The organism is Streptomyces sp. NPDC005576, assembly GCF_042871745.1.
Taxonomy (GTDB): Bacteria; Actinomycetota; Actinomycetes; order Streptomycetales; family Streptomycetaceae; genus Streptomyces.
Map to the genome: position 1 here is coordinate 596,284 of NZ_JBIAJC010000002.1, position 13,967 is coordinate 610,250.

General features: G+C 67.3%; 14 protein-coding genes and 1 tRNA gene. 11 read left to right on the plus strand and 4 right to left on the minus strand.

Annotation, left to right across the window (positions count from 1 at the left end; translation table 11 throughout):
• Nucleotides 1-60 precede the first annotated feature (60 nt).
• Complete coding sequence (locus tag ACFYPN_RS05965; protein WP_358757107.1) at nt 61-2,187, plus strand: cellulose binding domain-containing protein; 2,127 nt, start codon at nt 61-63, stop codon at nt 2,185-2,187.
• Nucleotides 2,188-2,688: 501 nt separating this feature from the next.
• Here ACFYPN_RS05965 and ACFYPN_RS05970 read toward each other — a convergent pair.
• The 3 genes from ACFYPN_RS05970 to ACFYPN_RS05980 form a co-directional block, all read right to left on the minus strand.
• Nucleotides 2,689-4,182: a protein kinase gene (locus tag ACFYPN_RS05970; RefSeq protein WP_389296880.1), complete on the minus strand. Its 1,494-nt coding sequence runs from the start codon at nt 4,180-4,182 to the stop codon at nt 2,689-2,691.
• Between the two features lie 698 nt (nt 4,183-4,880).
• Nucleotides 4,881-4,946, minus strand: a tRNA-Arg gene (locus ACFYPN_RS05975).
• Between the two features lie 110 nt (nt 4,947-5,056).
• A complete protein-coding gene (locus ACFYPN_RS05980; RefSeq protein ID WP_389296882.1) occupies nt 5,057-5,815 on the minus strand; it encodes a GntR family transcriptional regulator in 759 nt (252 codons plus the stop codon).
• 77 nt (nt 5,816-5,892) lie between these two features.
• Here ACFYPN_RS05980 and ACFYPN_RS05985 point away from each other — a divergent pair, with 77 nt between their 5' ends.
• The 7 genes from ACFYPN_RS05985 to ACFYPN_RS06015 all read left to right on the plus strand — a co-directional run bounded on the left by ACFYPN_RS05985 (nt 5,893) and on the right by ACFYPN_RS06015 (nt 10,091).
• Nucleotides 5,893-6,171, plus strand: coding sequence for a hypothetical protein (locus ACFYPN_RS05985; RefSeq protein ID WP_389296884.1), 279 nt, complete (start codon nt 5,893-5,895; stop codon nt 6,169-6,171).
• Between the two features lie 12 nt (nt 6,172-6,183).
• Nucleotides 6,184-6,498 (plus strand): hypothetical protein, encoded by a 315-nt coding sequence (locus ACFYPN_RS05990; RefSeq protein ID WP_389296885.1) that lies wholly within the window; start codon nt 6,184-6,186, stop codon nt 6,496-6,498.
• A gap of 202 nt (nt 6,499-6,700) precedes the next feature.
• Nucleotides 6,701-6,925 (plus strand): hypothetical protein, encoded by a 225-nt coding sequence (locus tag ACFYPN_RS05995; RefSeq protein ID WP_389296887.1) that lies wholly within the window; start codon nt 6,701-6,703, stop codon nt 6,923-6,925.
• Nucleotides 6,926-6,932: 7 nt separating this feature from the next.
• Nucleotides 6,933-7,664 (plus strand): GntR family transcriptional regulator, encoded by a 732-nt coding sequence (locus ACFYPN_RS06000; protein ID WP_389296889.1) that lies wholly within the window; start codon nt 6,933-6,935, stop codon nt 7,662-7,664.
• A complete protein-coding gene (locus tag ACFYPN_RS06005; protein ID WP_389296890.1) occupies nt 7,661-7,963 on the plus strand; it encodes a hypothetical protein in 303 nt (100 codons plus the stop codon). The genes ACFYPN_RS06000 and ACFYPN_RS06005 overlap by 4 nt, the downstream gene beginning before the upstream one ends.
• Nucleotides 7,964-8,326: 363 nt before the next feature.
• Nucleotides 8,327-9,388 carry a DUF262 domain-containing protein gene (locus ACFYPN_RS06010; RefSeq protein WP_389296892.1) on the plus strand — a complete coding sequence of 354 codons (1,062 nt, stop codon included), beginning with the start codon at nt 8,327-8,329 and terminating at the stop codon, nt 9,386-9,388.
• On the plus strand, nt 9,375-10,091 hold the full coding sequence (locus tag ACFYPN_RS06015; protein WP_389296893.1) for a HEPN domain-containing protein: 717 nt from the start codon (nt 9,375-9,377) through the stop codon (nt 10,089-10,091). Before ACFYPN_RS06010 ends, ACFYPN_RS06015 begins: the two co-directional genes overlap by 14 nt.
• Before the next feature lie 733 nt (nt 10,092-10,824).
• On the opposite strand, the gene ACFYPN_RS06020 is transcribed toward ACFYPN_RS06015, so the two are convergent.
• Nucleotides 10,825-11,289: an NUDIX hydrolase gene (locus ACFYPN_RS06020; protein WP_389296895.1), complete on the minus strand. Its 465-nt coding sequence runs from the start codon at nt 11,287-11,289 to the stop codon at nt 10,825-10,827.
• Between the two features lie 18 nt (nt 11,290-11,307).
• On the opposite strand from ACFYPN_RS06020, the gene ACFYPN_RS06025 reads away from it, so the two are divergent.
• The 3 genes from ACFYPN_RS06025 (at nt 11,308) to ACFYPN_RS06035 (ending at nt 13,944) form a co-directional block, all read left to right on the plus strand.
• Nucleotides 11,308-12,087, plus strand: coding sequence for a GntR family transcriptional regulator (locus tag ACFYPN_RS06025; protein WP_389296896.1), 780 nt, complete (start codon nt 11,308-11,310; stop codon nt 12,085-12,087).
• A gap of 139 nt (nt 12,088-12,226) precedes the next feature.
• Entirely contained in the window at nt 12,227-12,583 is a 357-nt protein-coding gene (locus tag ACFYPN_RS06030; RefSeq protein WP_389296898.1) for a hypothetical protein, read from the plus strand.
• Nucleotides 12,584-12,585: 2 nt separating this feature from the next.
• Complete coding sequence (locus ACFYPN_RS06035) at nt 12,586-13,944, plus strand: FtsK/SpoIIIE domain-containing protein (RefSeq protein ID WP_389296899.1); 1,359 nt, start codon at nt 12,586-12,588, stop codon at nt 13,942-13,944.
• The last annotated feature ends 23 nt before the right edge of the window (nt 13,945-13,967 follow it).

The following is a 13,967-nucleotide window of genomic DNA, read 5'->3' on the forward strand; positions in this document are numbered from 1 at the left end:
TGGCACGGCCCGACACCGCCCGACCCGCTCGTGACGACGGACCATCCAGTGAGGACTCCCATGCCAGCACCGCACGGACCCGGCCGCCCGGCCACCACCGGCTTACGCCCCCTCGCGCGCGGCACGGCCGTTCTGGCCGTGGCCTCAGCCCTGCTGATGTCGTTGGTCGGCGTGGCGCCCGCCGCGTCACCGACGACAGACGTCGCGGACGTGGCTGTCCAGGTCAACGCCCAGGCGTCGCTGGGCCGGCTGTCCGACACCGCCCGCGGCGTCAACACCGCCGTGTGGGACTCGCACATGAACGATCCCGAGGTGGCCGACCTGATGAAGGCGGCCGACGTGGGCGCGATGCGCTACCCCGGTGGGTCGTACGCGGACATCTATCACTGGGAGACGCACACGGCGCCCGGGGGTTATGTCGCCCCCGGCACCGGTTTCGACTCCTTCATGGGTACCGTCGCCGCCACCGGTGCGCAGCCCATCCTGATCGCCAACTACGGTTCGGGCACGCCCGAGGAGGCGGCCGGCTGGGTCAGGTATGCGAACGTCACGAAGAAGTACGGCGCGAAGTACTGGGAGATCGGCAACGAGATCTACGGCAACGGTCATTACGGCAGCGGCTGGGAGCACGACGACCACCAGGACAAGAGCCCCGGGGAGTACGCCCGTGAGGTGCGCGCCTACGCCGCGGCCATGAAGGCCGTCGATCCGACCGTCAAGATCGGCGCAGTCCTCACCAGTCCCGGTGAATGGCCGGACGGCGTGGCCGGCGACGGGGATCCCGGTGACTGGAACAACACCGTGCTGCCCGAAGTGGCCGACGTCGTCGACTTTGTGAGCGTCCACTGGTACGCGGGCGGATCCGACACCACCGCCGCGGACGCCTCGGCCAGACTGGCCAGGCTGCCCGGTGAACTGCGGGAGGTGCGCAGCCAGCTCGACCGGTACGCAGGCGCCGACTCGTCGCGCATCGGCATCGCCCTCACCGAGATCAACACCAACACGGGTGGCGCCCGGCTCACCGCCCGTCCCAACGGACTCTTCGCTGCCGACGCGTTCATGACGGCTCTGGAGAACGGCGTGTTCAACGTCGACTGGTGGAACACCCACAACGGCATCGACAAGATCACGACCGTCGACGGCGAGACGGACTACGGCGACATGGGGATGCTCTCCAGCGGCGCTTGCACCGGTGACGTGTGCGAGCCGGCGCCGAACACGCCGTTCCACCCCTACTACGGCATGAAAATGACCAGCGAACTGGGCACCGAGGGTGACACCATGGTCGCCGCAGCGTCCTCCGCGCAGGACGTCTCGGCACACGCGGTTCTCCGTCGCGACGGGCGACTGAGCGTCATGCTCGTCAACAAGAGCCCGGACGCCGCCCGGACCGTGGACCTCCAGTACGCGGGCTTCGCTCCGGCCGCCACCACGCCCCGGGCCAGCCGCTACGCACCGGGTGACAGCGACATCACCGCGCTCCCCGCCGGGGAGGCGTCCGCTTCCCGGGTCACCGTGCCGGCGTACGGACTGCTCACCCTCACCCTCGAACCGCGGGCCGGCACCGGTCCGGGGTCCTCGGCCGCCGGAACCCCGGGCACCCCGAAGCTGGACGGGGTGACCGACACCACCGCGCGCCTGTCCTGGGCGAGCTCGCCGGGCGCCGCCCGCTACCTGGTCCAGGAGCGCGACGGCGCGCACACCCGCCTGATCGGTGAGGCCACCGGGACGTCCGTGACCCTGCGGAACCTGCCCCCGGGCGGCACTCACACGGTCAACGTGCTGGCGGCCGACGCCTCGGGACGACTCTCCGCCCCGTCCTCCCCGCTGACCTTCACCACCGCCGTCCCCTCGAATGCGGCCTGCGCGGTGACTTACCACCGTGACACGAGCTGGGGCAACGGCTTCGTGTCCACGGTCACGGTCCGCAACCTTTCCGACGCGCCGATCACCGGCTGGACCGTCGACTGGGACTGGCCGACCGGCACCCAGACGGTGTCCTCCGGCTGGAACGCCACGTTCCACCAGACCGGCTCGCACGTGCGGGTGACCGCACCCGACGGCGCGGGGCCGCTGGCTCCGGGCGGCGGCTCGACAGCCTCCTTCGGATTCGTCGGCGCCAACGACGGACCCAACCCGGACCCGACCGCCTTCCGCCTCAACGGCACAGTCTGCTCCGCCGGCTGACGCCCGGTCCACCCGAGTCCAGGTCCCACAGGCCCACCCTCCGCGCGGGATGTCGACGCGGCAGGGTGGGCCGAGCGGCAGTCAACCTCGGTTCACCTTGGCTCCGGCGAGGGACCGCCCGCGAGGGCCGTTCCGTCGGGCCGCCTACCGGGCGTCCTGCCGGGCTGTTCCGCCGGGCCGCCTACCCGGCGTCCTGCCGGGCCGTTCCGCTGGGCCGTCCTGGCAGGGCCGTACTGCACAGTGCCGGTGACTCGTCAGCGCCCACCGCACCGGCACGTGCGCCCCTTGGACGAGAGCGCTGCGGTGTGGCGGGCTCCCTCGCCAACCGCGAGGACCTGCCGGTGAAGGACCCGGGACGCCTCGTCGCAGCGGGAGCCCATGGAGTGACCGCCCGGCAGGTCGGTCAAGCGGGGGAGCGTGACGACACGCTGTGCCCCGGCTGAACTCCCACCACTCCCGCTCCCGCCCGGCAGGGAAGAGGGAAGTTCCGGCGAGGCAGCCTCAGAGCGCCGGCTGGGTGGCCCCTTCCTGCTGAGCCTTCTTCCCGGCTCCTCGTGTCTTCGTCGGGTGCTTGGGCGACGAGCGGGGGGTGCTGGTCGCGGGGGCGTCCGGTGTCGGTGCTGCCGATGTGCCCCCGCTGCTCGGTGTGGTCGGTGCCTCGGGTGTCGGGGATCCCGTAGGCGCCGTGCTGGTGGAAGGCCCCCCAGTGGGTGTGGAACTCTGCACACCCGGGCGGTCGGCAGGTTCGCCGACCGGGCGGGGAGATGCGGAAAGGATGCTGGCCCCGGGGGTGTCCTCGGGACGTGTGCCCACAGCGGCCTTCTGGTCTGAGGACCGCGCTCCCGGAGACGGCATGACTGCCTTTCGCTGCCCTGCGGTGCCAGAAGCGTCCGGTGCTCCCGTGGGGGCGCCGGAAGTCCCGGTCGTGCTCGGGCCGGTGTGCTGTGAGGCGGAGATGCCGGTGACGGCAAGCGCGGTTGCCGCGACAGCGGCGAGTGCGACAGTCGTGCCGGCCATGAGTGTTCGCCCACGCGCGGGCGCGGTGCGAGCGGTGTCCTGACTCCCGCCGGGCGCCGGATTGACGTGCGTGTGATCTGTCGCCGTCGGTGGCTGCCGGCCGACGACGAGGCGCGTGACGGGCGCTGACGGGCCGGCCTCCGCGCGGCCCGTGTCGACCGACGCCGTGAGAGTGCGGGCGCAGTCGCGGGCGGTGGGGCGGTTCTGCTCGTCCAGGTCCGTCATCTCCCGAAGCAGACGGCTCAGTTGTTCGGGCAGTCCGTGAGGAAGGACGGGGGGACGGTGCAGTCGTGCGATGGCGGCCTCAAGGGGGCCGCCATCGTACTCGAGCCTGCCCGTGAGGCATTCGAGCAGTACCAGGCCGAGGGCGTAGACATCGGCGGGCCGGCCGGCGGGCCGACCGAGAACCTGCTCGGGGGAGAGGTAGGCGGCGGTGCCGATGAGGGCGCCGGTGGCAGTGCGGGCGGTGGTGTCCAACAGCCGGGAGATGCCGAAGTCGGCCAGATAGGGCCGCCCGGCGGTGTCCAGCAGGATGTTGGACGGTTTGACGTCCCGGTGGACGATCCCCGCCTCGTGTGCGTGAGCCAGCGCGTGGGCGAGTTCGCCCCCGATGGCGGCGGTCGCACCGGGGGACAACGGACCCTCGGAGATGCGGTCCTTGAGCGTTGATCCTTCCACCAGTTGCATGACCAGGAAGTCGCGTCCGTCGTGCTTTCCGGCGTCGAAGGCGGTGACCAGTCCGGGGTGGTGCAGCCGAGCCAGAATCACTGCCTCGTCGTGCCAGCTCTCCTCGTTGGTGGTGGAGGCATCGGACCGGAAGACCTTGACCGCGACCGGTCGTCTCAACCGCAGGTCGAAACCCCGGTGGACATCCGCGGCACCACCGGAGCCGAGAGGCCCGTCAAGACGGTACCGGCCACTCAGCACCTCGGTGGAGCACCGGGAAGCTGTGGCTTGAGCAAAGTCACGAAGCCGCATTTCCTCTCCCACTGCATCGGAAGGCTCGTACTCTTCGGCGAGCCGGGCCCGACGTGCCTCCGCACGCGAGTACCCCAGAAGAGTCGGAGTAGCCCCGCCGGGCTCCCCCGGGCGCTCGCTCGCCGCATTCCTGCTCGCCTTGTGCCCTTCCGTGCTGGTTGGGCGGCGCCTCGCGACGGTGCCGTTGCTCTGGCTGAGCCGACAGGCAGGTTCGGCTTTGAAGCGGCAACCCTCGTCCTGGACAGGGGCGGCGATGGCGTCGAAGTCGGCTCGTATCCGTCCCTCGGCCAGAGGTGGCGGCGACGCGGCTGCGGTCCTGTGCCTGCGGGATGTCCGCCCTGCCCAGCGGCATCCCGCCTCCTGTTCCGGGCCGTCGATGCCACCCGGTGGCCGGTTCTGCACGTGTCGGGCCATCGTGGTCGACGGTGCGGGAGCGCCCCACGAGGGGCGTGAGGCCCGGCGCCGGGCCAAGCTCCGCCACCTGGTGCTGGACGACCTCGGCGCGAGGGCCGGCTTGACCGGTGCGCAACCAGCTCGATGATGACCGGTCCCTCTCTGCACCGTTGCCGGACTCCTCCGGGACCTCCGAAGCGGCTGGCCGGCAGGCTGGCGCGCGACGGGTGCGGGCACATATCCCGGCAAAAGGCACCCTGACCCCCAAGAAAAGCCCTCCCGGCGGGGAGGGCTCTCGGCGGTGCCCCCGGCAGGACTCGAACCTGCGGCCAAGCGCTTAGAAGGCGCCTGGCGTGTCGCCGACCGCACCCTGTCTGAACTGCGGCTCCGCGCGACTGTGTCGCCCTGACGACCGGCCTTCGGCACGCATTCGACTGGCGCCAACGGCCCCGTTCCTCCGGCGCTTCACTCCCGCCGGGGTCTACTGACGATTGATCGGAATCTCGTAAACGATCTCGCAGTGCGCGACCGGCACCACGATGTCCGCCGTCTCGACGGGCCGACCCTCGTCGCTGTAGTACGTCCGCCGGATGTGCGTGACGTACGCGCCGTTCTGGATTCCGAGGAGTGACGCCTCCTCCGCGGTCGCCCCTCGTGGCTCCGGCTGCTCGACCGCATGCCCGACGGTGATGCCGATGACGGCCATCCGGTTCACCACCCCGGCCCCGGCGTGCGGCCCTCCCTCGGGGAGGACAACCAGCGTGCCGACCGTGAGTTCGTACGGCTCCCAGCTCGTGGAGATCTGTACCGGCCGGCCGTTGGCCAAGAACTCGTACACCGTCCGGACGCAGAGATCACCTTCGGCGATTCCGAGACGCGCCGCGATGTCCACCGGCGCGGGGACCTTCACGTCGGACCGGCTCTCCCAGTCGCCCTGCCTGCCCACGGCCTTCATGTCGGCCCGGAACGGTGAGCTGCTGGGCTGCTCCCGCGCCGAGGAGCGAACCATCCGCACGCGTTCCCGGGGCTCGGCCACGTAGGTGCCCGATCCCGCGCGGCCCTCCAGCAGGCCCTGGGCGATCAGCAGTTCCTGTGCCCGGCGAACCACGTTCTCGCCCACGCCGAACTCCTGACCGATCTGGGCGCGGGACGGCAGGCGGTCTCCGGGCTCCCAGACGTGCTCGGCGATCCGCTGCCGAAGCTCGTCGGCGATGCGGAGGTAAGGCGCTTGCTCAGGCATATAGAAAATCTAGTCCACTAGCCCTAATCTAGTTAACTAGCTTCACTCAAAGTGATCGCTGTTAACGGAGGCTGCCTGTGCCCAGCTCGGGAGTAAGTGCGGCGTCCATCGCTGCTCGGCTGTCCGCCCTCGGGCTGCGCCCACGCATCAAGGAGCACGCCCGGTACACGGCGGTCGAAGCGACGGTCCCGGAATCCCTGCCGGCCGAGTCCTGGGGCGAGGTCCTGGCAGCGGTGGCAGAGGCGGACCGATTCGGTCTCCTCGCCACCAGTTCGAACGACCGCACCCTCTGGGCGGTCGTACGCAAAGCGGTCCCCACGACGGGCTATGTCGGGGGACCGGGCTATCAGCGATAGGAGCTGAACAGCATGTTCAACCGTATCCGCCGCGCCCTCTCGATCGCCAGAGGCGGGCACGCGTTCAAGGGTCGGCATCGTCGGCCGGAAGCACCTACCCGGCTGACGGGCGGAACCAGCATGGCGACACCCGCCCACGCGCCGAGGGCCAACCAGGACTCGAACGAGGACAGTGGGCGCCATCGCTACGTGCTCGCGGGGGAGGACTCCGCGCTCGTCCGCCCGTACGTCCTGGCGGCCTGGGAGAAGCGCACGCAGCCTCGTTCGCTGTTCGTGGCTCCCCACCTGTCCGCCGCGGCCTGGTCGTCACTCACGGGGGCGTCCTGATGGCTCCTCACCGTCTGAGGGGTGTTCGCGCGCCGATCGAGGCCACTCCCTACCGATCGGCCACCTGCCGGATCGGGACCCACGACGCCTGTACGGAGTCTCCGGCGCTGCTCGTACCCATCCCCCTCCCCTTGGTCTACGAGGTGTGCGCTTGCCCCTGCCACGCGTCGTCCGGCCGCCCCGCACGGGCGGAGTCCCGGCGGTGAGGGGACACGGAGCCGGGCGCCTCCTGGTGTCGCACGTGGACATCACCTCGACCACCGTCCTGTGCGGCGACATCATCCAAGTCGGCGGCCGGGCCTGCCGGGTGACCAACCTCCTCCAGTTGCCTCACGGAGCCAAGCAACTCCTTCTCGACTCCGGCGAACTCCTGACGATGCACCCGCGGACCCGCTTCGTCGCCGTGCGCATGATGAGAAGGCGGTGACCCGACGGTGCCCTTCCGTCATCGCGAAATCGCCGACGATCTACGGCAACAGATCACGACCGGTCGTCTCGGCCCGGGCAAGCGCCTCTCGTCCGAGCCGGCGTTGGCCGCGCACTACGCGGTGAGCACGGGAACTCTGCGGCGTGCTCTCTCCGTGCTCCAAGGGGAAGGACTCATCGAGAAGTTCCACGGCAGAGGCAACTATGTTCGCCGTCCTCTGCGCAGATTCATGTACGTCGGAGGGTGGGGGACGTTCGACCCGTGGACCGCTGCGGACGCCTCGCTTCGAGTCACCGTTCGCACGGCCATGGTCCCAGCGCAGGGGCTTCTGGCTGACTTGCTCGACGTGCCCACGGGTAGCCCTCTCGCGGAGTTCGTCTGCGTCAGCCACGAAGGGGCGTCGCCGCTCGGCCTGGCCCGGATCTACCTCCCGCACGACCTGGCCCCCGCCGGCCCTCTGGGCGAGGAGCCCTTGTACGAGCAGACGGCCAAGAGGTTCGCCGTTCTGAGTTCGTCGCCGGCCGAGGTCCGCGAGACGGTCTGTGCCCGCCCTCCGACCCCGGACGAAGTCTCGGCCCTTCGGATCAGTCCCACCGCGACAGTCCTCGGTATCACGCGCACCGCCACCGACGCCGTCGGCCGCGTCGTAGAGGCCGCACTTCTGGTCTTCCCGGGAGACCGCACCGACGCAGTCTTCATCACCCACCACACAGCCGCTGAGAGGCAGTCGCATCCATGATGGAACAGAACGAACTACGCCTTCTCCCTTGGTCGGGCCCGGAAGGCAAGCCCTGCTACCTCAGCACCGACGACAGCGACAGTTACATGTCCCGCTTGGCAGACGAGATCGAAGCGGACCAACTTTTCATGGCTGCCGATCTGTTGAAGCGAGCTGTCCGAGATCTGGTCGACGATCGCGCCTCTACAGAAGACGTGCGGCAACTGGCGAAGGAACTGACCGGAGCGCTACGAGACGCGCTTCGTGTGGCGGTCAGCCGAGGCTTCCCCTCCGTAGATCTTGAGCGAGTCCTGGTCTGATCCGTGCCCGTCCCCACGAACGCATGATCCCCAACCGATCACGCTGAGGATCGTGCGTTCGTGGGTCCCGTTACAGTATTGGGCCCTGTGGTACTTGATTTTGTAAGTCCGGCCGGAGCCGGCCGGGCCCCAAGGCAGGCCCTGCCACGGCCGCCTGCCAGGTTCTCCAGGACTGCCGTTGTCTGCTGCCATTGATGTCAGCAGTGGACGTCACCTCCTGGGTTCGGCTTCCAGGGGCCCGTATGCGCCTCGGCCGACGACAGTTGCTGGACTGTCGGCGCCCCAGCGCTGCCGTCTGGCTACGCATCAGTGGAGCGCTCGCTGCCCTTCGCCGCCCGTACCACCTGACACTAGACTGCACGCATGCCTGAATCCCAGTCCCTCGAAAGCCTTGAAGAGCAGTTGCGTGGAGAGCGTGGCAGAGTTGACGTAGCGGTTCATAACTTTTCTGTCCGCGAATTGGTGCGCATGATTGCAGATGAGGAGCTGAACGCCTCCCCTAGTTATCAGAGAAAATTTCGCTGGACGGAGAGCGACGAATCTCTCTTCATTGAGTCCATCTTCCTCGGTCTCCCCGTTCCGCCGATCTTCGTCGCCACCAACGTCGGATTTCAATGGGAAGTGGTAGACGGACTGCAGAGACTCTCGACGCTTGCCCATTTTTTGGCACGTGACGCGACGGAAGCCCGCATTTTTCAGCGGCACAGCCCACTAAAGCTCGAAAAGCTCGAAAAGCTGACCGAGCTGAATGGATGCACGTTCTCGGATCTCCCGCGAAACCTGCAAGTGTACTTTGGCAGGCAACCGTTGCAGGTTATCTCTCTCACCGACAAGAGCGACCTTCAGGTGCGCTTCGACGTATTCGAGAGACTTAACCGTGGAGGAATTCAACTGACAGCCCAAGAGGTACGGGCGAGCGTCTACAGAGGGCGTTTCTATGATTTTATTGAAAAGCTCTCCACGGATACAAGATTTGACGACATCCTCAAGCTGCAGCGCGCGCGGCAGGATGACGGAACGAGGGCCGAACAGGTTCTCAAATTTTTTGCCTACAAGAACTATAAGGACCATTTTGATGGCAAGGTAGAAACTTTCCTGAATAACTACATGCAGGAAGCTAATAGCGACTTCAAATATGCCACAGAAGGTGAAATTTTCGATAAGGCACTAGGGGCGCTGCATGTGGCATGCAGCGGCCAGCCATTCCTCCGTAGGCAGACCCCGGTCACGCCCCTCGTGCAATTCGAAGCGTGCTTGGTTGCGGCTGGAGAGTTGATCCAAGAAGGCACGCCGATCGTACAGGTCGCGCCAGATTGGCTAGAAGACGCGGAGCTGAGAGCTTCCACCGGCGCTGGCACCAATACTCGCTCCATGTTGCACAGGCGCGTTAAGCGGGCAAAGGAACTGCTCAGTGGCACCGCATGACGGCCTGGTTATCGACATTCACCTTCGAGCAGATAAATTCCTTCGTCGAGTGGATGACCTTAAGAAGTTCCTGGCGCTGGTCACAGGGAATTCGCAGACCTCAGGCAATCCGCGATGGGCTAGTGAAAGCCGTGATGCGCGAGCTCTTGCTATCGTTTGCGTCATGGCGGAGCTGGAGTCTTTCACTAAATATCTAATCCAAGAGACGCACATGGCCATCAACTCGTCCGCTGCCACGGTAGGCGATCTGCGATCGAGTCTTCGCCAACTCGCCGCACACACGACGTTTGAGAGCCTTCGCGAACTCAATGATCACAACAAACTGTGGGAACGGCGAAAATACGCAACGACATTGGATGTTTGCACGGAACCGGTAGACCTCCCCATCAACCGAAGACAAGCGCAGCCCCCTCTCGATGGAAGAACGCTTAAGCCGGAACACTTCAATCGACTTTGGGAGATATATGGCTTGCCTGGCATTTCCTTCCCATCGGCTGCCTGGGGTGCTTCCCTCCAGAAGACGGCAATGCTGCGAAACGACGTCGCCCATGGAAATATTTCGTATGTCGAGATCTTCCAACAAGCAGGCGTTTCACTGTCCGACATCGAAAGATATGTCGACGACATTGTTGAATTCTTGATTCACCTAGTTGACTCTTGGTGTCAGTACCTTTCGACGGCTGGGTACTTGAAGAGCCACTAAAATGTAAGCCAGCAAGTCTCAGAGCCTCCAGAATGCTGAGGAGTCATCGATCGAACCTCCTCTGGCCCTGGCTCCACTACCGTTGAGGTTCGGCGTTGATCCGAGTCATTCACGCACGCACCAGTTGATGTCAGTGGCCGGGGACCCACTTGACAGATCTGGCTCGGAAGGGAGTGGGTGATCAAATAGTGATGGAAAGGCTCCGTTTGGTCATGCGTCGTCTAGTGGCCAAAGACACTTCACTCTGGTTCACCCCGATGCGGCAATCGCGGATCAAATCCGGGAAAGATGACTACCTCACCTCGACCCACCACTCACCCCGGCTCCCATCCCGTCCGCCTTCGACCCACACACCGTGGAGCGGTCGTGGTTCAGGGCGTCAAGGTGGAGCGCGCCACTGTACGAACGACCTTGACGCCCTGGGCCGCGACCGCTCGGCTCTGCCTGGGTCGGAGGTGGTCGGGATGGGAGCCACCACGGCGCTCACCACGCTCCGGCCCGCACCCGCGAACGGCGCCCCTCCCATCCCGGAGTCTGAGCGCCCCCGCCGGAGGCATGTCTTGAAGCCGCGGGCTCTGGTCTCGGCTCATCCCTCCCGGCCTATCCACTGTGGGCGCGCGTCGGCGGCGGCGCGCCGAGCGGGCCGGAGGCAGGAGCGCGGGCGCGGCCAGAGCCGGGAGCGCGCCCGGCGGAGCGGAGCGCAGCCGGGAGCCTTGATGAAGTAGAGAAAGTCTTATCCCGCTGGGATGAGGTTCTTCCCGTCGTGGCTCCGGACGTGGGGCCCGTTCCCGTCCAACGCGTCCAGCAGCCGGACCGCGTACGCCTCGCTCATGCGGTCGGTGACCTCGTCGGGGGTGAGCCAGGAGACGGCCGTGGTCTCGCTGGAGGTGCGCTCGGTGCCGCCGGACGGCTTGCAGCGGAAGACCAGGGCGACGATGCCGCGGGTCATGTTCTTGTAGACGCCGGTGAGTTCGTCGATCTCGACGTGGATGCCGGTCTCCTCCAAGACCTCGCGGGCGACGCCGGCCTCGGGGGTCTCGTTGAGTTCGAGGATGCCGCCGGGGAGTTCCCAGGTGCCGTTGTCGGCTCTGCGGATCGCCAGGAGTCGCCCGTCCTCACGCACCACTACTCCGGCAACGGACACGGAGTGCAGGGGAGGGGGGGGCGCTTCCTGTGGTTGACTCATGTAGAGGAGCATAGGAGGCAGAGAAGGACTATGGGAACTGCGGCGGGAGGGGTCGGTTCCGGCCCCCGGTACGTGCAGATCGCGGATGAGATCGTGCAGCAGATCCGGGCGGGTGTCCTCAAGGCCGGAGACATGGTGCCGAGCGAATCCGAGCTGGTCGACCGCTACGGCGTGTCCGGCGGAACGATCCGCAAGGCCATGGTCGAAGTGCGGGCGAGCGGCCTGGTCGAGACCCGGCACGGCAAGGGCTCGATCGTGAAGAACCGGCCACCTGTGCGGCACCGTTCGTCCGACCGTTTCCGGCGCTCGCTCCGGCAGGGTGGCAAGGCCGCCTACCTCGCGGAGTCTGCTCAGTCCGGCGCCACCGCCAAGGTGAGCGTGCTCTACATCGGGCCCATGGAAGCACCCGAGGATGCCGCCGCGCGGCTGGGCGTCCCCGCCGGCGAACAGGTGCTGGCCCGTCGCCGCCTCTACTTCCGGGACGGCACTCCGGTCGAGACCGCAACGTCGTACCTCCCCTGGGGTGTCGTGAAGGACATCCCGGAGCTGTTCGCGGAGAACCCGGGCGGCGGTGGCATCTACGCCCGACTCGAAGACCACGGGCATGAGTTCGCGGAGTTCGTCGAGACGTTGCAAGCGCGTCCGGCCTCGAAGGCGGAGGCGGTGGAGCTCGCTCTCAGCCCGGGTACGCCGGTGGTCCACCTGATCCGGGAGGCTCGTACCGCCGCAGGGCTCGTGGTGGAGGTGTGCGACACCCTCATGGCCGCTGACCAGTTCGTTTTCGAGTACCGCATCCCCGCTGACAGCTGACGCGCGCTCAACTCCTCGCAGCCCGTCGTGAGTTCCTGCTCGCGACGGGTTGACTCATGTATAGGAGTGATGCACTCTTCTTCATGTCACTCATGTACATGAGTGGCGGAGCTCAGCACATATAGAGGAGTGACCTGCTGTGCGTCAGATTCCTGTCGACACCTCCAGCGCGGTCGTGATGGTCGCCAAGTCCCCGCAGGTGAAGCTGCGGGACCGCCGTACCGGCGAGATCGCCACCGACACCGAGACCGGAGCGAAGCTCATGACGGTCGACGTCATGTTCGCGGCCAACGACGAAGTGGAGATCCTTTCCGTCACCGTCCCGGAGACCGGGATCAGCGGTGAGCTGGTGATGGGCTCGCCGGTCGCGCTCACGGGGCTCATCGCCCGGCCCTGGGAGAACGACTTCAACGGCCAGAAGCGGCACGGCATCGCGTTCCGCGCCGTCGCGGTCACCTCGCTCGCCGCCGCCTCCGCAGGGTCCAAGGCGGTTTGACCATGACCACCTTCATGGTCGCCTTGGCGCTCGTCGTCGCCGTCGCGGGCCTCCTGCGGTGGCGGCGCCCCGCCTGGTACTGGCTGGTGTTCGGGGCCACCCTGGCCGCCCTGCGGGTCCTGGTCCGGTACGGCTCGGTCATGGACGCGTGCGGGCTCACCGTTCCGCCCGCACGGTGGCGGCTCGCCCTGGCGCGGGTCACCAACCGGGAGATGCCGGAGCCGCGTCCACCGCGCATCCTCTGGCTGCGGCCGACCCGTACCGGCCTGGTCCTGGGACTCAAGCTCCGCCCCGGACAGGACGCCTTCGACGTCTCCGCCGCCTCGGACCGGCTCCGCCACTCGTTCTCGATGTACGGCGTGACCTCGCGCGAACTGCGGTCCGGCGTCGTCGAAGTGCGGATGACCGGCTACGACGTGCTGAAGCGGGTGCAGATGCCGACCAAGGTCGAGACCCGGCCGATGCGGGTGCCGGTCGCCCTGCGGGAGGACGGAGCGGTGCACTACCGCGACTATCGGGCGATACCCCACGCCCTCACGCTCGGGGCCACGGAGTCCGGGAAGTCCGTCTACCAGCGCAACCTGGTCGCCGGCCTCGCCCCGATGGACGTCGCCCTCGTCGGGATCGACTGCAAGCGCGGAGTCGAACTGTTCCCGCTGGCCCGCCGGTTCTCCGCGCTGGCCGACAACCCGGATGCCGCCGCCGAACTCCTCGACGCCCTCGTCGAACGGATGGCGGACGTCTACCGACTCATCCGCGTCCAGCAGCGGATCACCGCCGACTTACCGGACGCGGAGATAGCCGCTGACATCTGGGACCTGCCCGACGACCTGCGCCCCACCCCCGTCGTGGTCCTGGTCGATGAAGTCGCCGAACTCGCCCTGTACGCGAGCAAGGAAGAAGAGAAGCGCCGGGACCGCATCATCACCGCCCTCGTCCGCCTCGCCCAGCTCGGCAGGGCCGCGGGCATCTACCTCGAAATCTGCGGGCAGAGGTTCGGCTCCGAACTCGGCAAGGGCATCACCATGCTCCGCGCCCAGCTCACCGGCCGCACCGCCCACCGCGTCAACGACGAGACCTCCGCCAACATGGCCTTCGGCGACATCTCCCCGGACGCGGTCCTCGCCGCCATCCAGATACCGGCCGACAAGCAGGGCGTCGCCATAGCGGGCGACTCGTCCGGCGGGTGGCATCGCATCCGCGCCCCGCACACCTCGCTGCGCCAAGCCGTGAACATCTGCAACCGGTACGCCGACCGGACGCCGGACCTGCCCGAACTGGCACTCTTCCGGCCCGTTCTCGCCGTCCCGGCCTCGGCTCCCGTGTCGTCGGCCGTCGCTTCGCCGACCGCCACCACCTGAGCCTTCGCCCCTCACCGCCTGAG

Bases quoted from the DNA above. Each gene is read 5' to 3' on its own strand.
- ACFYPN_RS06005 (WP_389296890.1), top strand. From the start codon at position 7,661: ATGATGGAACAGAACGAACTACGCCTTCTCCCTTGGTCGGGCCCGGAA.
- ACFYPN_RS06025 (WP_389296896.1), top strand. From the start codon at position 11,308: ATGGGAACTGCGGCGGGAGGGGTCGGTTCCGGCCCCCGGTACGTGCAG.
- ACFYPN_RS05980 (WP_389296882.1), bottom strand. From the start codon at position 5,815: ATGCCTGAGCAAGCGCCTTACCTCCGCATCGCCGACGAGCTTCGGCAG.
- ACFYPN_RS05990 (WP_389296885.1), top strand. From the start codon at position 6,184: ATGTTCAACCGTATCCGCCGCGCCCTCTCGATCGCCAGAGGCGGGCAC.
- ACFYPN_RS05970 (WP_389296880.1), bottom strand. From the start codon at position 4,182: ATGCGGCTTCGTGACTTTGCTCAAGCCACAGCTTCCCGGTGCTCCACC.
- ACFYPN_RS05965 (WP_358757107.1), top strand. From the start codon at position 61: ATGCCAGCACCGCACGGACCCGGCCGCCCGGCCACCACCGGCTTACGC.
- ACFYPN_RS06010 (WP_389296892.1), top strand. From the start codon at position 8,327: ATGCCTGAATCCCAGTCCCTCGAAAGCCTTGAAGAGCAGTTGCGTGGA.
- ACFYPN_RS06020 (WP_389296895.1), bottom strand. From the start codon at position 11,289: ATGCTCCTCTACATGAGTCAACCACAGGAAGCGCCCCCCCCTCCCCTG.
- ACFYPN_RS06035 (WP_389296899.1), top strand. From the start codon at position 12,586: ATGACCACCTTCATGGTCGCCTTGGCGCTCGTCGTCGCCGTCGCGGGC.